We start from the raw sequence: 24,760 nt of genomic DNA, 5'->3' as shown, positions 1-24,760 counted from the left end.
CGGGAATGGATTGATTTATGCAATACATTAGATATGCATTTTGGGCGCAACTTAGCCTGACGATATTATTGTTAGTTGTAGGCATAATCTCGGGCAAACTGAAATTCAACGCCGATATTCTGGCGTTGCTTCCGCATAATCAATATCCAGAAATTGTCGCTGAAGCCGAAACCTATTTTGTGGAAACACAAAGTAGCCGAGTAAGAGTTTCATTCAGTGGTGACGATAAATGGTTAGCACATCAAGCCCTTCGCGAAAAAGCAGCAAATAAAAACTGGCTTGATACGGAAGTATCTTTAACGGCGATGAAAGATATCATCAATTTTTATCGCGACTACGCCGGAAATCTCGTTTCCGACTATTATCTAACCCAATTATCCACACCTAATACCTTTAATGACTGGCTTCTTTCTCAGTATGCCAGTGCGGACCCGTTCGTCTCAGCTACTATCAATGACGACCCAAGTTTGTCGCTGGCAAACTATTTATCCAGTCAATTGGCTACTCAATCGCCCTTAACAAACGATAACGATGCCTTAGTTAGTCTTGACCAGCGCGGCGAGGTCAATTATGTGTGGTTATTTCTAAATATCACTGACGTCAAAAAAGATTTTAAAGCTGCTCAGGAAATGTATCAGCAACTGAATAGCTGGATAAATGAGATTAAACAGAGGTATCCGAACGTCGATATTGAAGCCTCTGGTATTCCCTTGCATGCGGCAGAAAATTCTTCTATTGCAGAATTTGAGGTGACTTACTTTGGCGGATTAAGTCTGATCGCCTTGATAATTTTGGTTTATTTCGCTTTTCGATCCTTGCTGCCGGTTATCGCCATTAATTTGAGCCTCGCCAATGCGATTTTGGTTGGTCTTGCAGGATTAATCTGGTGCTTTGAACAGATTCATCTCCTTAGTCTGGTATTTGGTATTACGCTCGTCGGAATTTGTATCGACTATTGCTTTCATATACTTGCTGATGGCAAATTTTCAACCGAGCGCGAGCCATCTAAGAAAGTCTTGCAGGCATTGATGCTCGGATTTTTGACTACGCTGCTGGCTTATCTATTGTTCTTGATGATGCCAATAGAATTATTAGCACAGGTTAGCGTATTTGTGGGATTTGGATTATTGGGGGCGCTACTGTCCAGTATCTATGTGGTTCCTAAGTTGGTACCAAGAAAATCATCGGCATTATCTTCCGTTTGGATGACCAAAGTGTCGAATCAAACCTGGGGAATGAAACCTTATGTTTGGGCCTCTGTCGCGTGCCTTGGTTTTGCGATTGTTTTCCTAAACGGTTTGAAATTCGATGACCGCGTAGCTTTACTTTCGGCAAGTAGTGAAAAATTGGTTTCCAGTGAATCAATGCACAGAAAGGCGCTTGGTTTAACAGATAAATCATTCATCTATCTGCAAGCTAAAGATATAGAGGACGTTCTGGTATTGGAAGAGTCTGTATCAGCTATGGTAAATACCATATCAGAGCGTGGCAAATCATTCGGAATATCAAATTGGTTACCCTCGCAACAGCGTCAGGTTGCTAACCTCAAAACTTTGCAAGATAGCATTGACTCAGGCGTATTTGCGTTGGTAAACCAAATGCTGACTATGCCAATTAGTTTTGATGGTCAAGGGGTGCTGACTCTAGCCGAATTACAAAATAGTGCGATAAGTCAGTATGCCAAAACTTACCTTTATCAATCCGAGCAAGGCGTGGTTACTAGGATGGAAATAGACCATATTGATAAGCTCCATATCGAGCAATTGGCTGAGCAATTTTCTGGCCAACTCATCGTCGTTGATAAGCAACAATCGCTGACACAGGCTATTACCGAATTGCGCTTTAATTTAATGCTTTGGGCCGTTTTCGCGATGTTACTTATCGTCGTGATATTTTGGTTTAAGTTTGATACGAACACTGCGCTTAGGTGTATTGCGATTTTAGTTGGCGCGGTTGTTTCAGCGCTGGCAGGGTCACAACTTGTTCAACAACAGTTAAATATTTTTAATATGCTGAGCGTGATATTGCTGATGGCATTAGCGGTTGATTACCTGGCCCTGTACCGCATAAAGGGGCTAAACAGAGATACAACTACCGCTATTTTCCTGTCTGCGGCATCTTCGCTTATTGTTTTTGGAATGTTAATTTTTAGCCATACACCAGCAGTATTCAGTTTCGGGCTTACCGTTACCTTTGGTGTAATCTTCATTTATTTTACTTCACCTTTCATCGTCAAGGATATTTATGAAAACAGAACAGGCTGATGTCATAGTCATTGGTGCTGGTCCTTCAGGAGCCGTGGCAAGTGCTATGTTGTCTAAAATGGGTTATTCAGTGGTGATTGTTGAAAGGCAACAATTCCCCAGATTTTCAATTGGGGAAAGTTTGTTGCCACAGTGCATGGTTTTCTTGCAACAGGCCGGTATGGATGATGCCGTCAGAGAGCAAGCAAGTCATGCAGGGTTCCAATTCAAAGATGGTGCGGTTTTCCATAAAAATGGCGAGCAAACTGAATTTGATTTTACCAAAAAATTTTCTGCGGGTCCGGGAACGACGTTTCAGGTAAAACGAGCTGACTTTGATAAAGCTTTAGCCGATAGTGCGCAACAACAAGGCGTAGACATTCGATACCAGCATTCTGTGTTGTCAGTCGACGTAGATGGCGACACCCCGTCCATAGAAGTACAAGCGCCGGATAAAAGCACATATCATTTGTCTGGAAAATTTTTACTTGATGCCAGTGGATTCGGCCGGGTATTACCAAAATTATTGGAATTGGAAACGCCTTCCGATTTTCCATCCAGATGTTCTTACTTTACTCACATCAGAGACAATATTTGTGATGATAGCTTTGATCGCAATAAGATTTTGATCACTGTTCACCCTGAGTATCAGGATGTCTGGTATTGGCTGATTCCATTTGCCGACGGTACTTCCAGTATCGGTGTTGTCGCAGAAGCAGAATTTTTCGAGCAATATCAATCATTGACTAATGAAGAAGTGTTAAAGCTGTTAATCCAGCAAGCGCCGAACCTTAGCAGTTTGCTCAGCGAATATGAGAATTGTGCTGCTGTTAACAACATCGTCGGTTACGCCGCCAATGTGTCTTCATTAGTTGGCAACAATTACGCATTGTTAGGAAACGCTGGTGAGTTCCTCGATCCTGTTTTTTCCTCAGGTGTAACTATCGCGACAAAATCCGCAGCGATGATCGCACCCTTGGTTGATAAATACTTACAGGGTCAGTCAGTAGATTTTACAGAAGACTATGAGAAACAGCTGCGTCTCGGCATTGATTGCTTCAGAACCTTCGTTACCGCATGGTATGAAGGCAGTTTTCAGGATGTTATCTTTTACCCGAAACAGGAGCCGGAGGTCCGGGAAATGATTTCTTCGATTTTAGCCGGTTATGCATGGGATGTTGAGAATCCCTATGTCGCGAAAAGTAAAAGAAGATTTAAGGTATTGTCAGACTTATGTCGTGGAAATTAACGCTCGTTACGGTTTTGTCCTGTCTGGTGACTCTGTCTTGCAGTGTCACGAATCGTGATGATGAGTATCGGGTTGATCTGGAACAAGGGATTGAGCTAACGTTGACGCCACCCCCAGAGGCACTTATCAATCGATCTTTGAGTCAATTATTTAGTGTAACGGCCCAGGGCAAGCGTTTTGAATTTATCGTGCAAACTGAAATTTCGAGTAAGGGTATTGTGATGGTGGCGTTAACACCTGATTCTCTTCCTGCTTTTGAAATTGAGTTTACCCAAGGACAACCTTTACAGGTTCGGTCTTATATACAGCAATGGCAGCAATTAGCACCGTATATCTTAGCCGACTTCCAGCTTGTGTATTGGCCTGTTGACCGATTAAATAATAATTTAACCGGCTCGAGAATGTCTCAGCAGGTGTCGCCGCAAGTTCGCATACTAGAAGATGTAAGCAAAAAAATTATCGTAAAAATTGAAGTAAATAGTGATACTATCCGGTTCCAGCACATGAACAAAAATTACAGTTTTTCGATTGAAGAACTGGAGTAACAACCCGTGAATGTTTATCTAAATGACTTAGGAATAATTTGTAGCCTTGGTAATGGCAAACAGCAGGTCACCGAAGCTTTAATTTCCCCTAAAAATCAAGAGTACCTGGTTTGTACCGATAACTTCAGTATTGATGATAATCAATTTTATGTAGGCGAAGTAGCGTTTGAGTTGCCGCAGTTAGATTCAACAGAAAACGTCCAGCAAAGTCGCAATAATCAGCTCGCATTGGCCGCATTTCAGCAAATAGAAGCATCCTACAAGGCGCTTTCGATACATACCGACCCGAAAAAGGTCGCAGTAGTCATTGGTACTAGTACTTCAGGGATAAAAGAGGGTGAACTTGCTGTAGAGCAGTATTCTAAGACTAAGCAGTTTCCTGATGGATTTGATTACAAGGTTCAGGAAATGAATGCTCCGGCGGAATTTTTAGCGCAATATATTGAAGCGCAAGGGCCCGCTTACAGTATCTCAACCGCTTGCAGCTCGAGTGCGAAAGCGTTAGCCAGTGCCAGAGCACTAATTACCAGTGGCACAGCGGAAATCGTTATTTGTGGAGGTGTCGATACTTTGAGTCGACTGCCTATTAACGGGTTTCATGCCCTGGAATCGACTGCGGCGAATAAGTGTAATCCATTCAGTGAGCAGCGAGATGGCATCAATATCGGTGAGGCTGCTGCTTTATTTGTTATGAGTGCGCAAAAATCATCTATTTTACTTGCTGGTACGGGGGAATCCTCTGACGCCTACCATATCTCTGCACCTGAACCTGATGGGCGCGGAGCAATCAAGGCGATGGAACAGGCGCTTGAAGAGGCCGGTTTGGGAACCGATGATATCGATTATGTAAACCTTCATGGTACCGGTACAACAAAAAACGATTCGATGGAAGCAAATGCCATTTACCATTTATTCCAGGACAAAGTGCCCTGTAGTTCAACTAAAAGGCTAACTGGACATACTTTAGGAGCCGCCGGTGCTCTGGAAGCAGGGTTGTTGTTTTTGTTGTTAGGTGATGGTAATCAGGAAGATCGTTTACCTGAAAATCGCAGTGATTTTCCTATAGATAAACAGATTCGGGGTATACGATTGAGCGATGGCCTGCCGGCTTCGAAGCTTTGCTATGCTTTATCCAACTCATTTGCATTCGGCGGTAATAATACCAGCGTCATATTGGGGAAAGCAGGTGACTGATTATTCAATTGTTGATGTTTTGGCACATCGTCCTCCGATGGTTTTATTAGATTCTCTTGTCGAGTTTGATCGTCAGTCGGCCATCTGCGAAGTCACGATTCAGACAAGCTCGCCTTTTTATCAGGACGTTATCAAAGGTGTCCCAGCCTATATTGGTATTGAATATATGGCGCAAACCATCGCCGCATATGCGGGTGCCAATGCGCTAAACGATGGCGAACAGGTAAAACCAGGTTTTTTATTGGGTAGTCGCAAGTACAAAATATTTGAGTCAAATTTTAATGTTCAGACTCGTTACGAAATAAAGGTCGAGGAAGTTTACAAAGAAGACTCTGGCCTTAGCGTGTTTGATTGTGCGATATATGAAGGCAATAACCTTGTTGTTGTGGCCAAATTAAATGTATTTCAACCGGACGACCCATTGAGTTTTATTAAGGATTAATCGTGAATAAAAGAGTACTTGTAACCGGTTCAAGTCGCGGTATCGGAAAAGCTATTGCCTTAAAACTGGCGTCTCAAGGATATGATATTACTGTCCATTGTCGAAGTGGTATTGATGCCGCGAATGACACCGCTGAAAAAATCAAAGCACTGGGAAGAAATGTCAGTGTTTTACAATTTGATGTGTGTGACAGAGAAGCCGCAGAGCAGCAAATTTGTGAAGATATTGCGCAATTCGGGCACTATTATGGCGTTGTTTGTAACGCAGGAATTACTCGTGATATGGCATTTCCAGCGATGACAGGAGAGGATTGGGATGTCGTTGTTAAAACCGGACTCGAAGGGTTTTACAATGTAGTCAAACCAACGGTAATGCCTATGGTGCAGTCACGCCAGGGAGGCAGAATTATTACTATGGCTTCAGTTTCCGGCATGATAGGAAATCGCGGCCAGGTAAATTACAGTGCTGCTAAAGCAGGAATTATTGGTGCCACAAAAGCGCTTGCTTTGGAACTCGCTAAACGAAAAATATGTGTCAATTGCGTCGCCCCGGGCTTAATCGATACCGATATGACAGAAGATGTTCCTATAGAGCAAATGCTAAAAATGATCCCGTTAAAGCGGGCTGGTAATGTGCAGGAAGTAGCAGGCACTGTATCATTTTTAATGTCTGACGATGCTGCATACATTACTCGCCAGGTAATTTCTGTAAATGGTGGAATTGCCTGATGAAGCGGGTCGTTGTTACAGGTATGTCTGCGATAACCGCGCTTGGAGATACTTGGTCAGAATTTAAAGCGTCAGTAGCAGAACAGAAAAATGCTGTAAAAGTGATGGATGAATGGGGCTTCGTTAACGGACTTAACACAAAGCTTGGTGCCCCTGTTGAGCATTTCATAAAGCCGGCTCACTATAAGCGCAAGAAAGTGCGCTCGATGGGCCGAGTTTCCTTGATGGCGACTCGAGCCACTGAATTGGCTTTGGAAGAAGCAAACCTTCTCGAGCACCCCAGCCTGACCAATGGTCAGACGGGTATTGCGTATGGCTCCTCTACAGGGTCGACCGACCCGATAGTTCCATTTGGGAACATGTTGGCGACTGGCTCCATGCAGGGGGTTACGGCAACTAGTTATATTCAAATGATGGCTCACACTACCGCGGTAAATGTTGGTGTATTCTTTGGGCTGAAAGGACGTACGATTACAACAAGCTCGGCTTGTACCTCCGGTTCTCAGGCTATTGGTTATGCATATGAAGCAATCAAATATGGTAAGCAAAAAGTCATGATCGCTGGCGGTGGGGAAGAACTATGCGTTTCTGAGGCCGCGGTTTTTGATACTTTATATGCCACATCAACGAAAAATGATTCTCCTTCACAAACACCCAGACCTTTCGATCAGGGGCGAGATGGTTTAGTCATTGGTGAAGGTGCTTGTACTCTAATTATCGAAGAATACGAGCATGCGAAATCACGTGGTGCAAAGATTTATGCCGAATTAATTGGTTTTGGTACCAATGCTGATGGCATGCACATTACTCAGCCCACGGCTGAGACTATGAAAACGGCGATGGACTTAGCGATTGCGGATGCGCAGGTGGATCCTGAACAGATTGGTTATGTAAATGCACACGGTACCTCGACGGAAAGAGGGGATATTGCTGAATCGCAGGCGACTCATGAGGTGTTTGGTAAGGTAGCTATTAGTTCATTAAAAAGTTATCTGGGGCACACTTTAGGTGCTTGTGGAGCAATTGAAGCCTGGGCGTCGATTAATATGATGAATGATAACTGGTTCGCGCCGACGCTAAATCTCGATACAGTTGACTCTGAATGTGCTCCACTTGATTATTTGATGACCGAACCTAGACAAATAGAAACGGATTATGTGATGACAAATAATTTTGCATTCGGCGGTATTAATACCTCACTAATTTTCAAGCGTGTGAAATGAAAAAAGGTTCCAGTTGGAACCTTTTTTGTTTCAATATAATTAATATTGAAGATTATTTAATCGAGTATCGATTTCTTGCTCTAGCAATTGAATCCACTTATTGTAGTTTCTGTGTATGGTGTTTTTCTGTTCAGAATATTTCAGGTTTGAACTGTCAACGTACTCGATATTGTAATTTTGGGTATCATAGGTAATGCGAATACGAGCCTGATGGCTACGAACGTAAATATTGGCGACTACCTCGCCCGGCTTTTTTTCTTCGATTGTCCAACGCTTGTATTTCAGAGCATCGATTATGCTATCTTGCACTTTTGATGATTCAACGTTGGCCGGAACAGCATGCTCGGAAACGTTATAAACAGGTTGAGTCTTTGCACATCCAGCCAGTGTCAACGTCACTAGAATAATAAGGTAAAGCTTTTTCATCGTGTGTTGGTCCTTTCATTAAACACATTCATTCAGTTAAAAGATTAGATTAGCAATTTTTTAACACGCTCGATTGTAGTATAAAAAACAAAATTTGTAATTTATCAATGAAATGGAAAGAGTCTTATATTTAATATTTAACATCGACGCTCTAAATTTGGGCGATGGTCAATTACTGGAACTGTTGAATCAGGAGGAACTTGTTCAGATGAACATGCGTCGGGGTAATCATGCCAGGTTATTTGTGGCGTCGAGATATGTATTAAAGTATTGGTTGAGCAAACTCGCGAATATTGAGCCCAGGAGCATTACTATCCAGTTTAATGGTGTTAAGCAAAGGCTGGAGGCCTGGGAGGGACACACAAATTTGGGATATTCGGTGTCGATAAGTCATAGCAAAAGCTGGCTGGCAATAGCGGTAAGTGAAAACCCCGTGGATATTCCACTAGGTATAGATATTGAAGTCCCCAAACGGGGACGCAATGTGTTGAGTATTGCCAAACATAGTTTTGCGGACGAAGAATATCAGGCGCTGCAAAAGGAATCGGATCCAAGCAAAACATTTTATCTTCTGTGGACACTAAAAGAAGCGCTTTGCAAAGCTACATCACTCTCGCTATTAAAGGTGCTGGGATTGGAAAGCCAGGCGTTATTATCTAGCAATCAACTGCAATGTATTGGTATACCGTCTGAAGATTATGCATTTAGCCTCGTCGCCTCCGCGACCACGAAAGTCAGTCAAATAGAGTTAACTAATGTCCTTAGTGATTAACAAACTCCGAGAAATGCACGCTAATCGCTATGGTTTTTGGGTGTTGTTTTTTCTCATTTACCTGCCGGTTATTGCTTTTATTCTGCTATCGGCATCGCTGCTAATTTACATGTTTTTCCCTCGCCAATACCATGTCGATTTTCCTGTCATTGAAAGTGATAAAACCCAGTTAGTGATCATTTCACATGGTGTTAAGGACTCGCCTCAATCCTGGGCCGAGTCACTGGCAGAAAAAATTGAAGATGTGGATTCTTCTGTGGTGGCGTGGGCTTTAGACTGGAGCCAATATTCCGATAATCCACTTACCTGTTCAGTTAATGGCAAAAGAATTGGTGAAAAGATCGCAGAACAAATTAATGAGACCTATCAGGTTACAAACATCCACGTGATTGCTCATAGTTGTGGAGGGTTTATTAATTATGGTCTTTGCAATACGTTGCACCGAAACGCGTTTGTTAAAGTTACCTATTTAGACCCAGTTACAATATTTGGAGGACTTGATTGGCATTTCGGTATCCGAAATTTCGGTAATTGCGGGGATGCTAATGAAACTTATTTTTCTACATTGGATAATGTTCCGGGAAGTAATCAAGCAATTCCCGGTAGTGACTCTTTTGATATAACGGAAGTATCATTAGCGCCGGACAACAAAATCCCCTCGCATTTACGCCCAGTTTATTATTATTTATCGACTTATCCAAATAGTACTGAACCGCAATACTTAGCTAAGTAAAGTGCTTTTCAATTGCGGTTTAAAATTAGCGACGATTATTAATAATACGAAAACCGCATAGGCTAATTAAGGCGATCAAAACAGCTAACATGGCACCGATAGACGCATATTGGAAGCTACTGAACTGTGCAATCAATCCTGTCATGCTTGCACCAATCATCATGCCAATTTTTAATGCGTTTGAATAAACGGCCGAAGTAAATCCGACGCGGGTTGGAATTTGTTCTTGCATCAGAGTCAAACCTACGCCCGCAAACAAGCCGTAAAACAAGGCATTTAGGATTTGCAGTGCGAGAAATTGCCATACTTGAGTGGCATTGAAAATGCCGAAATAAAACGTTATCGCAAAAGCAAACGAAATCACCAGCACCCATTCCTTACTGATTCGTCTTGCCAGTTTGGCAGAATACAGCATGACAGGTATTTCCAGACACGCGACCAGCCCCATGAACACCCCGGGCCAATGGGTTGCAAACTCTAATTCTCTGGCGACATACAAGGGTAAGGATGAAGAATACATCAGATTCGCAGCCATCCCGCCGGCCATGGCTATGGCCAATAGCCAAAAGCGAAAATCCGGATGCACGACATCATCATGTTGCGGTAAAGGTTCGGAGCCATTAGTTGCGGGAACACCAAATCGCAGGTACACAAACGCAAACAATGCGCAGGCAGCGGCCGCATAAAATGACACTTGATAGCCAAACGCAGATGCCAGGGCGAAGGCAAGAGGTGGGCCTGTCATCCAGGAAAATGAGATGGCGGCGCGTATTCGGGCATTAAATATCGTCGAATCGACCCGATTATCATTAGCCCATTGTCGCGCCAGCGTAAGCATTTGTGGCGTCGCAGAATTGCCTAATGCCATAAAAGATAATCCAGCCAGCCAAACCCAAACAAAATTCTGAGTATTGGCATAAATAATCACCGCGACCATAAAGCTGCACATGGCAATGGAAAACAGTTTTCTGGGATTGCTGCCCCGGTCGGCTTTGTTGCCTAGCCATTGGCTCATTAGCAACCCCGATAGGGTGACACTGACGGTATAAACACCAATCATAATCGGCTCTGCCCCTAAGCCATCGACGAGAAACAGGCTCATTAATGGATAAATCAAAGAACCCGCTAGACCGGCTAAGGCACTTAGCAGATAGAATCTGAAGCTGATACGATGTTTATCTGAGGTGGACATTCAATGACAGCCAAGGTTAGCAAGTAGCGCATTATAAGGCTTAATCCCCCTCCAGCCAGTAATTTTCAGATAAATCGTAAAAGTGCTTGTCGCCCGCGAACCTGCTCAATTTGACAATAAAAAAGTAACTCTCTAATTAGTCGACTAAAATTTGTTCATTGTGGAATACGTACTGATATTAGTGATATCATTGCCGGATATTTTTCTGTAGGTTTTTAAATTAAGTTCCGTATGCGCTCATTGTTTTATTTTCTACTTTCCTGGCCGATAAAAATGTTGGTGCGATGCAAAATCGTTCCAGACAATCCGGCGGAGTCTTTGGATCTGGAAAACAATAAATCGGTTTTCTATATCACCCGTCACAAATCTGCCAGCGACCTGCTAGCACTACAAATGACCTGTAAAAAGCTTAATCTTCCAGATCCTTTGCAAGTGGTGGAAGTCGGTGGAAAGCAGTTTAATCGTTGCCTGTGTCTTGATAAGCCAACGCCTGTGTTGCCGTGGCGCAAAGCGGGAGACACCCATGCAATTGAACAGGGTCAGGCGTTATTAAAACACCATCAGGAAAACCCGCAAGAAGACGCGAAATTAGTGCCGGTGAACATATTATGGGGTCGAGCGCCACATAAAGAGAAAGCCGATGTGGGAACGGTCATCGCCGATCGAGAATCTCCCAGTTGGTTTCGAAAGTTTTGGATTGTATTATTCTCCGGACGAGACACCTTAGTGCGTTTTTCGAAAGCGGTTTCGTTTCGGGAGATGGTCGAACAACAAGGCAGCGATGAGGTTGCAGCGCACAAGTTGATCCGAATTGCCCGTTTTCATTTTCACCGCCAAACAATTGCTGCAACAGGTCCTCGCTTAATGGGCCGTCAGCAAAAATTCACCGCACTGTTTGCCAATCCATCAATTAAACGTGTCATTAGCGATGAAGCGAAAGCTAAAGGCGTCAGCGAAGCTGAAGTGAAGAAGCAGGCGCTGGCAATGATGAATGAAATCGCCGCCGATTATAAAGACAGCACGATCCGTCTTGGTCAGAGAATTTTGGCCTGGCTTTGGAATCGATTGTACGATGATATTGAAGTCAAACATGGTGATCGTTTACGGGAATTGTCTCAGGCGGGCCATGAGATTATCTATGTTCCCTGCCATCGCTCTCATATGGACTATCTGTTACTTACCTATGTGATCTATCAGCAAGGATTAGCAACGCCACGCATTGCTGCTGGCATCAACCTCGATTTTTGGCCGGCAGGTCCGATTTTCCGAAGAGCTGGCGCATTTTTTATTCGCCGAAGTTTCAAAGGAAATCGTCTGTATTCAACCATTTTTCGGGAATACTTAGGGTTGTTATTCTCCCGCGGTTATCCCGTGAAATATTATACCGAAGGTGGGCGTAGCCGCACCGGACGTTTGCTACAACCGAAAACCGGTATGCTGGCGATGACCATTCAAAGTATGCTTAAAGGAATCGATCGCCCTCTGACGCTGGTTCCGGTGTATATAGGCTATGAACACGTTATGGAAGTGGCCAGTTATCACAAAGAATTAAAGGGTAGCTCGAAACAGAAAGAATCGGCGTTTGGCATTATCAAAGCGATTCGCAAATTACGAAACTATGGTAATGGCTACGTAAACTTCGGCGAGCCTATCAATATCAATGAATTCTTAAATACTCAGGTTCCGGATTGGAAACAGAGCATTGATCCAATTGATCCGCCAAAACCGAGTTGGTTAACACCTGCGGTGAATTCCATGGCAAATGAGGTCATGACCGAGATAAATAAAGCCGTTGCCTTAAACTCCGTTACCTTATCGGCTTTAGTGTTGCTGACTTCTGAACAACACGCCATGACCCGAGAGGAATTGATTGAGTATTTGAATTTCTTTGTGGATGTGCAGCGTAACGCACCTTACTGTGTAGATATGTCAATTCCTGACGAAGATGGCGAAGCTTTGGTTGAGCAGGTTATCAAGCTGAATAAAGTGGAAGTTAAGGACGATAAGCTCGGCCAGATTTTATCATTAGATAAAAACGCGTCACTGGAAATGGGCTATTACCGAAATAATATTATTCATGCCTATATTTTGCCGTCGTTATTATGCCGGTTGTTAAAATCGTATGAGAAATTAACGACGGAAGATTTAACCGAATCCGTCGCAACCCTAATGTCGCTATTCAAAGCTGAATTGTTCTTATGGCAGGATAAAGCACAAATAAAAGAACAGATAGAGGCCTTACTGAGTGTATTCTCGGAACAGAATCTGGTTAAACAAACGAAAGCAGGTTACTGGTCGATTATCGATGAACATGAGCAGGGCTATACCCTCACTTTGATGGCCAGTTGTGCCAGTGAAACCATTCAGCGCTACGCGATAGTCATGCGACTTATCGGTCAATTACAGCCGGTTAGCCGTTCAACAGTGGAAGCTGACGCTACGGCTTTGGCTAGTCGCATGTCGACGCTTCATAATATCAATGCCCCAGAGTTTATTGATAGAAAAGCACAAAGTGCCATTATCAATGCGCTACGTGATTACGGATACATTCGCTCTGACGATAATGGCAGTTTTCTTGCTAATGACAGTTTTGCAGATTTAGATAAACTTATCCGCGATCTAACCGATGATGATGTATTGCAGAGTATTTTGCATTCTTAATAAGGCGTGAATCTGGAGCATACAATGAACTCAGTATTAGCCTCAAGGTCGATGGTAACCGTGTTTACACGCGCAAGCGGCGCAATATGCGGCGCATTAAAAAACAGCCGTCGATTCGCTAACGTTGCGTTTATCTTTGCGCTGAGTCTGCAACACCAGGTTCTGGCCGATGATCACTTTTCACTACCCGCATTGCCAGAACCCGTAACCAACAATGCGGTTGCAAAGGTGAGTAATCCAGATGGAGAATACCTGATCAGTTTTATGGGACTCGGCGCTGGAAAAACCTACAAGGATGTCCACAATAGAGCCTTGGCCTTAAAAATTGGTGACTCGACGTGGCAATCCATTGCTTCGGTGCCCGCCAGTTTAAGTTTGCCCGGACGTTTGGCCAGTGTCGCCGTTGGTGTTAATGAATATGCTTATTTATTTGGCGGTTATACGGTTGCCAAAGACCATTCGGAAATTTCTAGCCCGGATGTTTTTCGTTATGATATTCGCCATGACAGATACAAACGCTTAGCCCCTATGCCGGTTCCCGTGGATGATAGCGTCGCTCTGGTATATCAACAGCGCTATATATACCTGGTCAGTGGCTGGCATAATGCAGGCAATGTCAATTTGGTGCAGGTTTATGATATTTTAACCGACAGTTGGCAGCAGGCTTCGCCTTTTCTTGGCCAGCCAGTGTTTGGCCATGCGGGTGCGATCATAGGGGGTCATATGATCATTTGTGACGGTGTCAAAGTCGTACCTAAACTTAACGCTCGCCGAGAATATGCGCCTGAAGGGCAATGCCTTAGCGGTATTATTGATGATAAAAACCCGCTAGATATCGACTGGCGACTCATTCCCCACCCGACGGGGTATGGTCGCTACCGGATGGCGGCAGGGGCCACCAATAGCCATTTTGTTTTTGTTGGTGGTTCTGAAAACCCATACAATTATAATGGCGTGGGTTATAACGGTGTACCTTCCAAAGCCAATGGGGATATCTGGTTGTATTCTGCAAAAGATAGCCATTGGCAAGTCATCACAGCCGGCGATGCCAATCCTGCAACCATGGATCATCGCGGCTTGATCACCGTTGGTGAGCATTTACTTACTATTGGCGGCATGAATAGCAACCAGAAAGTGTTGAATAATGTCGAGATTTTGGAATTACCTAAGCCCGAATAATGTCGCCGCAGATCCAAGCATTTTCGTTATCGATGTTGTTTTCTTTGTCGCTTGTTTTTGTTACAGTTTTTATCAACGTAATGCCGATTTCAGTTTCAGACAATTCACCCGGGTTTTATTAATCAATTGAGGTTAGCAGACTCTGGTTAAAATAAGGAATTTTTCCAGGATGCATACTAAAAACCCTCGTTTTATTACCCTGCTGATTGCTGCGTTTATGATGGTCATTGCCAGTCCCGTCACTCAGGCCGAGCTAGTCAAACAGACCGTGGATTCGCGCAAAGAATTTAACATACAGGGCGAGACCTATCAGGCGATTTCTGGAAAATTTCACTTTGAATTTGATCCCCAACATAGTGCCAATCAGGCTATCAACGATCTCAAATTAGCCCCCACCAATCAGCGCGGCAAAGTAGAAGCCAGCGCCAATTTTTTTATCATTCAAGCCAAAGATCCGAAACAGCGTCGCGGTGCACTGGTGGAAGTAAGTAATCGTGGTTCGAAAGCAGCGTTAAGGTATTTTAATTTTGCCCAGGCGAGTAAAAACCCAGACCGTACAGATTTACTCGGGGATAATTACATCCAAAGCCTTGGATTATCGCTGGTCTGGGTAGGCTGGCAAGGGGATGTTAGCCCCGGAGCCAATGTGATGCGGGCCGATTTACCGGTTTTAGACGGTATTGAGGGGTTTGCACGCAGTGACTGGACCTTAGACACACCGCATTCAAAGCTTTCCGTAGCTCACAAGTCCGGCATTGAAGCAATTTATCCCATCGATCTAAGTAAAAAAGATCAAGCCTGGCTAACCCGAAGAGAAGGCCGGGACAATTTAAAAGTGGTGGTGAGCAAAGAGCGTTGGCAATTAACATCTGACGGTAAGATCATTATCGGCGACTTTCAACCCGGCATCTACGAGCTGGTATATCCCACTAGAAATCCTCAGGTTAGTGGCATTGGCTTAGGCATAATCCGCGATACCGGGGAATACCTGAAAAATGAGATAAGTCCCTATTATGCCCCGAAAACTATGGCCTTTGGCGTATCGCAAACGGGACGATTTTTACGTCAATTTCTGTATCAGGGTTTCAACGAAACTGAGCTTGGACAATTGGCGTTTGATGGTATGTTAGTGCATACCGCCGGCGCGGGTCGCGGCAGTTTCAATCATAGATTTGCGCAGCCATCTCGTGATGGTCATCGAATGTCTGCATTTTTCTATCCAACCGATATATTTCCATTTGCAAGTGAGCAGCTTCGCTCGCAGATCACCCGCAAAAAAGATGGGTTGCTGAAGCGCTATCATGAAGCCTACTATCCTAAAATCTTTTACACCAATTCAGGTTATGAATACTGGGGGCGTGCGGCCGGTTTAATTCATAGCAATGGTATTTATGATGTTAAGCCATTAAAAAATGAGCGCATCTATCATTTATCATCAGCCCAGCACTTTGTTCAGTCCCATGATGATTTGATCTCTGTTGGTGAAGATGAAAATTTATATCGCGGTAACCCCATTAATTTTTTCCCACAGTTACGCGCGTTATTGGGACATTTATCGAATTGGGTCATAGACCAAGATACCCCTCCAGCGAGTCAGTATCCAAGTTATTCGAACCAAACCTTAACCAATTTCTCGCATTATCAATTACCAGAGTGGCTTACGATCGCAAAACCTTACAAGCCTCATACGGCCTACGAAGTGGACTATGGTAAACAGTTTAATGAACAGGGTATTATTGACAATAACCCACCACTTATTATGGCGGAAATTGTCCCTCCGGTTCCTAAGGTTGACAGCAATGGCAATGAACTCGGTGGCATTCGTCATCCGTTAATCACCGCACCCATTGCAACATTTTTACCCTGGTCGCTTAGATTTGGAATATTTGCCGGGAATGAAATGGTCGATTTTCGCGGTAGTGTGTATAAATGGCCGAAAGAGCGTGTATTAAAACGTTATCCAAACAAGCAGCATTATCTGCGTCATATCTCAGAAATGACCGATGTTTCCATAAAAGAAGGTTTTGTATTACCGCGTGACAAATCCAAAATTAAAACTCAGGCAAGTCAATTCTGGGACTGGAGCATGGCGACAGAAAAGTAACCAGAATATGACAGAATGCGTCGCTGTCATGAGTAAGCATCTAAATAATCTACGAAAAAATGCATAATTTCTGCTTATATTGATGAAATTGTTAAATCTTCAACTAGACTTTTTCTGAGTCTGTTTCTCTTTCAAGGATGATGGAATACCAAATCTGACATCATTCTTGTGTGAGATTCGCCATCATCGTGCTATTGAAAGGCAAACGGATCCTGGAATCTAAAATCGATTTTTGAGGATCGAACATATGCCTAATAAATGGTTAACTAAATTTGCAGCAACCGCTGCACTCTCACTCTCATCCATAGTTGCGCTTGCCGCGGATAAACCCAATATCCTGGTCGTATGGGGTGATGATGTGGGGATATGGAACATCAGTGCGTATTCCGATGGAATGATGGGGTATCAAACGCCGAATATCGACAAGATTGCGAATGAAGGCATGCGATTCACTGATTACTATGGTGAACAATCCTGTACTGCTGGTCGTTCTTCGTTTATTACCGGAATGAGTGTGTTTCGTACCGGCCTTTCCAAAGTCGGATTACCTGGTGCAGATCTGGGTATGACAGAAAAAGATGTCACGATTGCTGCGGTATTGAAAGAACAGGGCTATATGACGGGTCAGTTCGGGAAAAACCACCTCGGTGATAAAGACGAACATTTACCGACCAATCATGGTTTTGACGAGTTCTTTGGCAATTTGTATCACTTAAATGCCGAAGAAGAGCCAGAAAATCGTGATTATCCTAAAGACCCGGAATTTCGCAAGAAGTTCGGCCCTCGTGGTGTGATTAAATCCAGCGCAGATGGCAAAATCGAAGATACTGGCCCACTGACCAAAAAGCGGATGGAAACCGTCGATGAAGAAACAGCAGCGGCAGCGATCAAGTTTATGGAAAAGGCAGTAAAAGCGGATAAGCCATTCTTTGTTTGGTGGAGCGGTACCCGGATGCACTTTCGTACGCACGTGAAAGACGAGCTAATGAATGATCCGAAAAATGCCAAATACAATGAATACCAGATTGGTATGATGGAGCACGACAGTCATATCGGACTCTTCCTGGATAAACTCGAAGAACTCGATATCGAAGACAATACCGTCGTCTTTTATTCAACCGATAATGGCCCGCATATGAACACCTGGCCTGATGCAGCAATGACGCCGTTCCGTGGTGAGAAGAACACTAACTGGGAAGGTGGTTGGAGAGTACCGGCTATGGTTCGCTGGCCTGGAAAAATTAAGCCAGGTAGCATCAGCAATGAAATCGTGCATCATATGGACTGGTTACCAACCTTTGCGGCAATGGCTGGTGAAGAAGACATTAAAGAAGAGTTATTAGATGGCTATAAAGCCATTGGTCGTAACTATAAAAACCATTTAGATGGTTATAACATCATGGACCTTCTAACAGGTAAGAGCGAGGAGTCACCGCGTAAAGAGATTTTCTACTTTACCGATGATGGCGATTTGTCTGCACTTCGTTATGATGAATGGAAGATCATCTTTATGGAACAACGAGTTGAAGAAACACTGGAGATTTGGGCGAACCCGTTTACACCACTCCGTGTACCATTGATTTTCAACTTGCGTCGTGACCCATTTGAACGTGCTCAAAAAACCTCTAATACCTATTATGACTGGATGCTCGACCGTGCGTATCTATTGGTTCCCGCACAAGCCTATGTGGGTAAATTTTTAGAAACGTTTAAAGAGTACCCACCAAGTCAAAAAGCCGCCAGCTTTAGTCTGGATCAGGTGATGGAGAAGTTACAAGAAGGTGGTGGTAGTAAATAGCACCCCCTAACTGAAACCTAAAAAAGTGAACTCCGGTTCACTTTTTTATTTGTTATGTGTTTGATTGTTAACTATTAGGCCAATTTATGAAAGCGACATATCTATTGTTACGATGCCTGGTGCTAGTTAGTATGATGCTTGCCACCAGCATTTGGGCGCAAACCGATTTACCTTCCTGGTCGAATACCGAGTCGAAACAACGCTTAGTGGATTTTGTTCAATCCGTAACGACTCAGGGCCCGAATTTTGTAGACCCACAGCAACGAGTTGCGGTATTTGATAATGATGGAACCTTGTGGGCCGAACAGCCGATGTATTTTCAGCTGTTGTTTGCGCTGGACAGGCTCAAGGTATTGCAATCGGAACACCCTGAATGGAAAACCGAAGAGCCATTTAAATCCGCATTAGCCGGTGACTTAAAAACCGCACTCGCCAGTCACGAAGATTTAGCAAAATTATTGTTTGCCTCGCATGCAAACATGTCTCAAGAAGCATTTATGCAAGCGGCCAAGGATTGGCTGTCCACGGCAAAACATCCAACAACGGGGCGAAAGTACACCGATATGGTATATCAACCTATGCTCGAAGTACTCGATTATCTGCGTGCCAATGGCTTTAAAACTTACATTGTCAGTGGTGGTGGTATCGATTTTTTACGAGTCTGGGCCGAAGACGTTTATGGTATTCCGCCAGAGCAGGTAATTGGTTCGAGCATCGAGAAAACGTTTGTATTCAATGACGATGGCAGTACGCATATTAACCGTTTGGCAGAAGTTGATTTTATTAACGATAAAGAGGGTAAGCCTATAGGTATTGACGCTCATATTGGTCGGCGGCCATTAGTTGCCTTTGGTAATTCCGATGGCGATCTGGCGATGATGCAATATACCATGGCAGGTTCTGGTAAACGCCTTGCCGTGTATATTCACCATACCGATAAAGAGCGTGAATGGGCTTATGATCGAGACTCGCATATAGGTTCATTGAATAAAGGCCTTGATTATGCCACCGAGCATAAGGGTGATGGTTGGATAATCGTGGATATGAAAAAAGATTGGAAAGTCGTCTTCCCAAATGATTGAGTCATCTGGGAATTAGGGTAGAAGTGGAAGGTGGACGTGCAGCCCAATCCACCCTATCAAGAACTCCAGTTCGCCATTGTCACCCTATCAAAAACTTCAGTTCGAGCCTGTCACCTTCAAATAATGGCACTTGCTACGCTTGTGCCATTATTTCCTGGTAAACCCTATTCGCCTGTTCATGTTCACCTAAGGTTTGTAATACTTTGGCATAAGCCTGCAGGTCATCAGGTAGCTGTCTGACTTTCAATAAAGACACGAACGCCTTACGGGCTTTTTCCCAATCACGGCTGGCAACGCAAGCGTAAGCAAAGGCACTAAGCCAAACCGGATCGTCCGGCTCTTTTTGTAAATGCTTCTGAATTGCCGTCATAACTTTCGGGCTATGCGGCATGGAAATATCTTTCAAACCATTGATGAACGCCTGACTCGGCTGTTTTTTCAGTAATGGCAAGACCAAATCTTCCAATTTGTCGGTCAGGCCATGTTCACCTAGTACATTTGCATAGGCCAGAATAATACTTTCCCGGTTGCGCTCTTTGCGGCTCAGGTTACTAAAATACTGCTCGACATCATGGACGCTGTGTTCACTAATCAGTTCTTGAAAATAACCGGTAAACGCAAGGGTTTCCCACTGCTCAATTTGAGTATCGTCAATCGCTTTATCCTTGCGAGCATCGCGCAAATATTCAATGGCTTGTAGATATCGTTTTTCATGGAGACACACTTCGATATCCAGACTCAGCATTCGGCCTTTGTGGCCAACCCTGTCTTTATTTTTATCGATTAATTGTCTGGCCTGACTAAATTCAGCGTCGTCAAGATTTAACTTTCCAGCCACCAGCAGGGCTTCGTAATTGAGTTTTTCTTCACCCTCGGTATTTTCGGCAATATGACGTAAATACTGCTTGGCAGATTCCGTCATATTCTGTTTATTGGCTGCACTGGCGGCAAATAGCCAGGCGGTATTGGTCATTGAGGATTTAGGCGCACTTTTTACCAGCAGCTTTTCTGCTTTTGCGAAATCCTCCACCAGATAAGCTGCTAAGCCTTGTTCATACAAGCGCATGGCTTTTTCTTCACTACCATGAGCAATGAAATGCCAGGCTTTGCCAGATGTTCTAAAGACGCCACGAATAAGCAAATACAGACCATAAAGGACCATCATGGAGAGCGCGAGCAATGTGACAAAGCCAAAAACTGTCGCTTCGTATATCAGGTCACCCATGGTGATCAGGATATAGCCTTTTTGATCAATGAGCAGATAGCTAAACGCGGTAACAATCAGAACTAGGATCAGGATGATAATAAAACGTATCATTGCTCACCTGCCTTATCGTCAGGAGAGGTTGTTGTATCCTGCTGCTCCGATTTCGATGCCGCGGTTGTGGGTTTTTCTGAGTCACTTGTCGTTCGGGTTGAAGCGGAAAAGTTTTGATCCAACATTTCCCGCAAAGCCTGTTGTGAACGTAAGTTCTGAGGATAATCTATGGCAATCTCTTCTGCTTTCAAATTCGAAATTTCACTAACAAAGGCTTTGTTGGCATCATTGTTTTTGGCGAAATATTTATCCAGCCACTGTTCAACGTCGTCGAGACTTTTTTGGTACAGTTGTTGTTCTTGTTGAGTCACCGCCCACTGGCTAATTTGCAGTTTCAATTGCAAGTTTTGCAGCAGGTGTTGCTGATATTGCGGCGCCATCAGCGGCTCGTCTTGATCGTTTTTATCTCTGACTCGAATAAAATCGGCGACAAAGCGTTCCCAGCTAATGCGCAGATTTCTCTCCCAGTCTGAAATGTCGTCGCTTAATTCCTGTTCTTGTGGCGGCACTTCCACTTTTTTATCCGCACCTTTAATCACCAGTGAATCCGTACTATCGCTCAAGGCCAGAAGTGCGAGTATTATGTCCTGAGATTTGTCCTGCGGCAGTTGATTTAACATCTGCATATCTTCACGAATCAACTTGCGAATGGGCAAAAAACGCGACTGCTTCATCGATGCCAGCCTTGCATCAGCATCGTTTAATAACGATAAAGCCGTATTAACATCATGCTCCAGCCAAATCACCCGAGCTGCCATACGTAACAGATATTCCGCTTCGTATACCCGCCAATTACTCGGTTGTTGAGCTGTGATGCGCGAAATTTTACCTTCTAATTGCTCTACCTGTTGCAACAATGCTTGTTGCTGTTGATCATTTTTATCGGTTAATTGATTGGCAAGTTCACGATTGTTCTGCTGACTGGCTTGCTTAAGGGCGTCGATTTGAGCTTCGACATCCTGAGACATTCGTTGACTGTTAGTCTGTTGCTCCGATTCAATCTTATCATTGAGTCGTTCCGTTAACGCCTGCAGCTGTTGTTGCTGATAATAATACAATCCGCCCACACCACCAGCTGCAGCCAAAGCAACCAATAGCGCTAACAAACCGGTTTTGGATACGCCCGTGCTTTTTTCGCTAGATGATTTTGATTGAATCGTTTCTTTGCTGGAGCCAGAGCTTGAACGGCCAGCTTTTCGAGGCGATGTTACGCTGCTACTTGCAGAGCGGGCTTTAGATTCCCCACTTGGCTGCGATTGGTTACCAGGCGAACCTTGTTTCGATTTATCTGCAGAGGCTGAGGGTTTCGCCTGTGCTTTGGCTTGCGCGGCGATTTTTGCGGCATCAGCGGCATTGACTTTGGTGGAATGGCCAGACGTTTTCTGTGGTGAGTCTTTGCCACTAGCTTGTGCTTGGTTAGTCTTGGTTGTAGACGGCGTACTGCCATCTTTAGCCGTACTATCTTGAGTTTTCTTGTCTTTTTCGGTCATAAATTACATCCAAGGACGAATCAGGCTTGCTGTTACATGGCCGCTATGGCCTGAACAATTAATCGGTTACTTGCGCCACCGGCATTGACTACCCGGCTTAACTGGTATTTTTTCGCTTTCTCGGCAATGCGTTCGCTGGCTACTACCCAGCAAATTTCCTGCTTAAACAAGGTATCGGTATTTGCAAATAGCGCTACCGCTTTATCTAATAGCGCTTCACTGGTAACTACCATACAATTAATTTTAAGTTTTCGCCATTTTTCAATAAGTTGTACAGCATCAAGAGACAGCCACTGGCGCTGGTATACTTCATTATAGGCAACATTTGCCTGTCTTTGCCTAAGTGTTTGCGCTAAATGTTCACGACCACCGTTACCACGGATGATCAATATGTTTTGATCGTTTACCCGTTGCAGAGAAGGCAAAGCCAGTAACCCTTCGCTATCAAAAGTCTGCCCGGTATAAAGGTTTGATGTAATAGGCGCCAGGGCTTTTGCGGTGGCTGGTCCCACGGCATAATAAAGGCTATTGTTTGGCCAGATATCAGGAGCGCAGGTTTGCAGGGCAAATTTAGCGGCCGCTTCGCTGACAAAGATGATATGTTGGGGGCGTTGTGTAATTGCCGCGGTTAGCGCTGCACAATCGGCATGGTGCTGGTATGAGAATAGCGGTTGAATTTCAATATGCTGCGCGAGAGGTTCTAACTCCCGCGCCAATGATTGGGATTTATCAATAGGTCGAGTGAGCAGAATATTCAGATCAGTCTTTCGCATACAGCTCTTCAAGAATGGCTTTGGCGCCACTTGCCAACAACTCATCGGCTAATACTTGCCCGAGCTTTTCCGCTTCACTAATATCGCCAGAGATTTGCGCTTCAATCATTTCTGAACCATCGGGCCTGCCGACTAAGCCACGAAGAAACAAATGAGAATCATGAATCAGAGCGAAACCGCCGATAGGAACCTGACACCCACCCTGTAACTGGGTGTTCATCGCTCGCTCTGCGAGTACACGAATGCGCGTTTGTTGATGCTCTAAAGGAGCCAGTAATTGTTTAACGCGTTGATCGTCAATGCGACACTCAATCCCAACAGCACCCTGACCATTTGCAGGTAACATGATTTCTGGTTCAATGGTTTGTCGAATTCGCTCTGGCATTTCCAGACGAATCAAACCAGCTGCCGCAAGAATAATGGCATCGTAATCGCCATTATCGAGCTTGGCTAAACGGGTATTCACATTGCCGCGCAAATCTTTAATCACTAGATCCGGGCGCATCGCTTTTAGCTGACATTGCCGACGCAGACTCGAGGTGCCAACAATCGCCCCTTCGGGCAAGGCATCAATATTTTCAAAATGGTTAGAAACAAAGGCATCTCTGGGATCTTCGCGCTCACAGATAACTTCCAGCCCAAGGCCTTCGGGAAAATCCACCGGGACATCTTTCATTGAATGCACGGCGATATCCGCACGACCTTCGAGCATGGCAACTTCCAGCTCTTTGACAAATAAACCTTTGCCGCCCACCTTCGCCAATGGCGAATCCAGAATGATATCGCCTTTGGTCACCATAGGCAGCAATTCCACGGTTAAGTCAGGATGAAAGTGTTCCAGACGGGCTTTGACATATTCCGCCTGCCACATTGCCAATGCGCTTTTTCGGGTGGCAATACGTAATACTTGTTGAGACGCAGATTTAGACATATCAGGGACCCTAATCTATTCGCTGGCCAGAAGAACGTCAGCATCCGCCTGGATGCTCACGGCCTTAGATAAAAAGGACCAGAACTCATCACCCGAGCGTTTATCAAGCCACTGTTCATCGTTAAATTCAAAGTGGTGGCCATTAAATTTAGTGGCGACCCAAATTTCATGCAAAGGCGGTTGTTTATTGATGATGATTTTCGTGCCGTTGGCAAACGCCAGTGTCAGCAGGCCGCCAACGCTTTCGTAATCGATGTCCACAGGACATTCTTCAATGGCATCTTCGATGGCCAGTAACATATCGTCGGCCATTAAATTGTATTGGCTGTCATTCATCTTCGACTCTTACCTTAATTCGTTGCTTAAATGCCCGTAAATAATCTCTATTTACGTATTTAAATCATTGCTTGGACTTGTATTTACCGCTTAGCATGCGATTATAAAGCGACAAACCCATTAAAGCGATACTAATCCTCTATCTTATCACCATTATGTTTAAGAAAATGCTGAATAAAAAAACGACTTTTGTTATCTTAACCGGCCTTGTTTTGCTGATTTCTGGCTGTGGTCAGAAGGGTGCGTTATACCAGACACCTGCGGATGCAAAAAAGAATAACGAAAAACAACAAACACAATCTCAAGACCAATCCAAACAATAGCGATTGAAAACGTTTTAT

Annotated in this window: 22 protein-coding genes; 15 read left to right on the top strand and 7 right to left on the bottom strand. The window is 44.1% G+C overall.

Translation table 11 applies throughout. The features are described from left to right. Positions 1 to 17 precede the first annotated feature (17 nt). From ACHUFQ_RS05825 to ACHUFQ_RS05795, 7 genes are read left to right on the top strand one after another with little or no spacing between them, the layout of a single operon-like run. Positions 18 to 2,264: an MMPL family transporter gene (locus ACHUFQ_RS05825; protein ID WP_394173847.1), complete on the top strand. Its 2,247-nt coding sequence runs from the start codon at positions 18 to 20 to the stop codon at positions 2,262 to 2,264. Further along, a complete protein-coding gene (locus ACHUFQ_RS05820) occupies positions 2,245 to 3,492 on the top strand; it encodes an NAD(P)/FAD-dependent oxidoreductase (RefSeq protein WP_394173846.1) in 1,248 nt (415 codons plus the stop codon). Before ACHUFQ_RS05825 ends, ACHUFQ_RS05820 begins: the two co-directional genes overlap by 20 nt. Beyond that, on the top strand, positions 3,477 to 4,037 hold the full coding sequence (locus tag ACHUFQ_RS05815; protein ID WP_394173844.1) for a DUF3261 domain-containing protein: 561 nt from the start codon (positions 3,477 to 3,479) through the stop codon (positions 4,035 to 4,037). The genes ACHUFQ_RS05820 and ACHUFQ_RS05815 overlap by 16 nt, the downstream gene beginning before the upstream one ends. Before the next feature lie 6 nt (positions 4,038 to 4,043). Continuing rightward, entirely contained in the window at positions 4,044 to 5,231 is a 1,188-nt protein-coding gene (locus tag ACHUFQ_RS05810; protein ID WP_394173842.1) for a beta-ketoacyl-ACP synthase, read from the top strand. Next, positions 5,224 to 5,673 carry an ApeP family dehydratase gene (locus ACHUFQ_RS05805; protein WP_394173840.1) on the top strand — a complete coding sequence of 150 codons (450 nt, stop codon included), beginning with the start codon at positions 5,224 to 5,226 and terminating at the stop codon, positions 5,671 to 5,673. The genes ACHUFQ_RS05810 and ACHUFQ_RS05805 overlap by 8 nt, the downstream gene beginning before the upstream one ends. Positions 5,674 to 5,675: 2 nt before the next feature. Further along, positions 5,676 to 6,401 (top strand): 3-oxoacyl-ACP reductase FabG, encoded by a 726-nt coding sequence (gene fabG, locus ACHUFQ_RS05800; RefSeq protein ID WP_394173839.1) that lies wholly within the window; start codon positions 5,676 to 5,678, stop codon positions 6,399 to 6,401. Then, complete coding sequence (locus ACHUFQ_RS05795; RefSeq protein WP_394173837.1) at positions 6,401 to 7,624, top strand: beta-ketoacyl-ACP synthase; 1,224 nt, start codon at positions 6,401 to 6,403, stop codon at positions 7,622 to 7,624. Before fabG ends, ACHUFQ_RS05795 begins: the two co-directional genes overlap by 1 nt. A gap of 39 nt (positions 7,625 to 7,663) precedes the next feature. Here ACHUFQ_RS05795 and ACHUFQ_RS05790 read toward each other — a convergent pair whose 3' ends face one another. Then, entirely contained in the window at positions 7,664 to 8,050 is a 387-nt protein-coding gene (locus tag ACHUFQ_RS05790; RefSeq protein ID WP_394173835.1) for a putative periplasmic lipoprotein, read from the bottom strand. 379 nt (positions 8,051 to 8,429) lie between these two features. Between ACHUFQ_RS05790 and ACHUFQ_RS05785 the strand changes: the two genes are divergently transcribed. Then, a complete protein-coding gene (locus ACHUFQ_RS05785) occupies positions 8,430 to 8,822 on the top strand; it encodes a 4'-phosphopantetheinyl transferase family protein (RefSeq protein WP_394173833.1) in 393 nt (130 codons plus the stop codon). After that, entirely contained in the window at positions 8,806 to 9,555 is a 750-nt protein-coding gene (locus tag ACHUFQ_RS05780; RefSeq protein ID WP_394173831.1) for an alpha/beta hydrolase, read from the top strand. Before ACHUFQ_RS05785 ends, ACHUFQ_RS05780 begins: the two co-directional genes overlap by 17 nt. A 25-nt stretch (positions 9,556 to 9,580) precedes the next feature. Here ACHUFQ_RS05780 and ACHUFQ_RS05775 read toward each other — a convergent pair whose 3' ends face one another. After that, positions 9,581 to 10,747 carry a sugar efflux transporter gene (locus ACHUFQ_RS05775; protein ID WP_394173829.1) on the bottom strand — a complete coding sequence of 389 codons (1,167 nt, stop codon included), beginning with the start codon at positions 10,745 to 10,747 and terminating at the stop codon, positions 9,581 to 9,583. A gap of 231 nt (positions 10,748 to 10,978) precedes the next feature. Between ACHUFQ_RS05775 and plsB the strand changes: the two genes are divergently transcribed. The 5 genes from plsB (at position 10,979) to ACHUFQ_RS05750 (ending at position 19,571) form a co-directional block, all read left to right on the top strand. After that, positions 10,979 to 13,408 (top strand): glycerol-3-phosphate 1-O-acyltransferase PlsB, encoded by a 2,430-nt coding sequence (gene plsB / locus ACHUFQ_RS05770; RefSeq protein ID WP_394173828.1) that lies wholly within the window; start codon positions 10,979 to 10,981, stop codon positions 13,406 to 13,408. A 24-nt stretch (positions 13,409 to 13,432) separates the two neighbouring features. Continuing rightward, positions 13,433 to 14,587, top strand: coding sequence for a Kelch repeat-containing protein (locus ACHUFQ_RS05765; RefSeq protein WP_394173826.1), 1,155 nt, complete (start codon positions 13,433 to 13,435; stop codon positions 14,585 to 14,587). A 169-nt stretch (positions 14,588 to 14,756) separates the two neighbouring features. Beyond that, positions 14,757 to 16,691, top strand: a complete 1,935-nt coding sequence (locus ACHUFQ_RS05760) for an alpha/beta hydrolase domain-containing protein (protein ID WP_394173824.1) — start codon at positions 14,757 to 14,759, stop codon at positions 16,689 to 16,691. A 247-nt stretch (positions 16,692 to 16,938) separates the two neighbouring features. Beyond that, positions 16,939 to 18,489, top strand: coding sequence for an arylsulfatase (locus ACHUFQ_RS05755; protein WP_394173822.1), 1,551 nt, complete (start codon positions 16,939 to 16,941; stop codon positions 18,487 to 18,489). An 86-nt stretch (positions 18,490 to 18,575) separates the two neighbouring features. Continuing rightward, the gene (locus ACHUFQ_RS05750; protein ID WP_394173820.1) at positions 18,576 to 19,571 is read left to right on the top strand and encodes an HAD family hydrolase; all 996 of its coding nucleotides are present in this window, start codon (positions 18,576 to 18,578) and stop codon (positions 19,569 to 19,571) included. 133 nt (positions 19,572 to 19,704) lie between these two features. Here ACHUFQ_RS05750 and ACHUFQ_RS05745 read toward each other — a convergent pair whose 3' ends face one another. The 5 genes from ACHUFQ_RS05745 to cyaY are packed head-to-tail and all read right to left on the bottom strand — an operon-like array spanning position 19,705 to position 24,419. Then, the gene (locus tag ACHUFQ_RS05745; RefSeq protein ID WP_394173818.1) at positions 19,705 to 20,889 is read right to left on the bottom strand and encodes a heme biosynthesis HemY N-terminal domain-containing protein; all 1,185 of its coding nucleotides are present in this window, start codon (positions 20,887 to 20,889) and stop codon (positions 19,705 to 19,707) included. Continuing rightward, entirely contained in the window at positions 20,886 to 22,379 is a 1,494-nt protein-coding gene (locus tag ACHUFQ_RS05740) for a uroporphyrinogen-III C-methyltransferase (protein WP_394173816.1), read from the bottom strand. The genes ACHUFQ_RS05745 and ACHUFQ_RS05740 overlap by 4 nt, the downstream gene beginning before the upstream one ends. Before the next feature lie 32 nt (positions 22,380 to 22,411). Continuing rightward, complete coding sequence (locus ACHUFQ_RS05735) at positions 22,412 to 23,152, bottom strand: uroporphyrinogen-III synthase (RefSeq protein WP_394173814.1); 741 nt, start codon at positions 23,150 to 23,152, stop codon at positions 22,412 to 22,414. Next, on the bottom strand, positions 23,139 to 24,083 hold the full coding sequence (hemC, locus tag ACHUFQ_RS05730; protein ID WP_394173812.1) for a hydroxymethylbilane synthase: 945 nt from the start codon (positions 24,081 to 24,083) through the stop codon (positions 23,139 to 23,141). The genes ACHUFQ_RS05735 and hemC overlap by 14 nt, the downstream gene beginning before the upstream one ends. 15 nt (positions 24,084 to 24,098) lie before the next feature. After that, positions 24,099 to 24,419 carry an iron donor protein CyaY gene (gene cyaY, locus ACHUFQ_RS05725; RefSeq protein WP_394173810.1) on the bottom strand — a complete coding sequence of 107 codons (321 nt, stop codon included), beginning with the start codon at positions 24,417 to 24,419 and terminating at the stop codon, positions 24,099 to 24,101. A gap of 155 nt (positions 24,420 to 24,574) precedes the next feature. Here cyaY and lptM point away from each other — a divergent pair, with 155 nt between their 5' ends. Further along, positions 24,575 to 24,742: an LPS translocon maturation chaperone LptM gene (gene lptM, locus ACHUFQ_RS05720; protein ID WP_394173808.1), complete on the top strand. Its 168-nt coding sequence runs from the start codon at positions 24,575 to 24,577 to the stop codon at positions 24,740 to 24,742. Positions 24,743 to 24,760 lie beyond the last annotated feature (18 nt).

The sequence above is a fragment of the Thalassotalea litorea genome (assembly GCF_043642205.1).
Lineage (GTDB): Bacteria > Pseudomonadota > Gammaproteobacteria > Enterobacterales > Alteromonadaceae > Thalassotalea_A > Thalassotalea_A litorea.
This window is presented reverse-complemented; position numbering and strand designations above follow the sequence as displayed.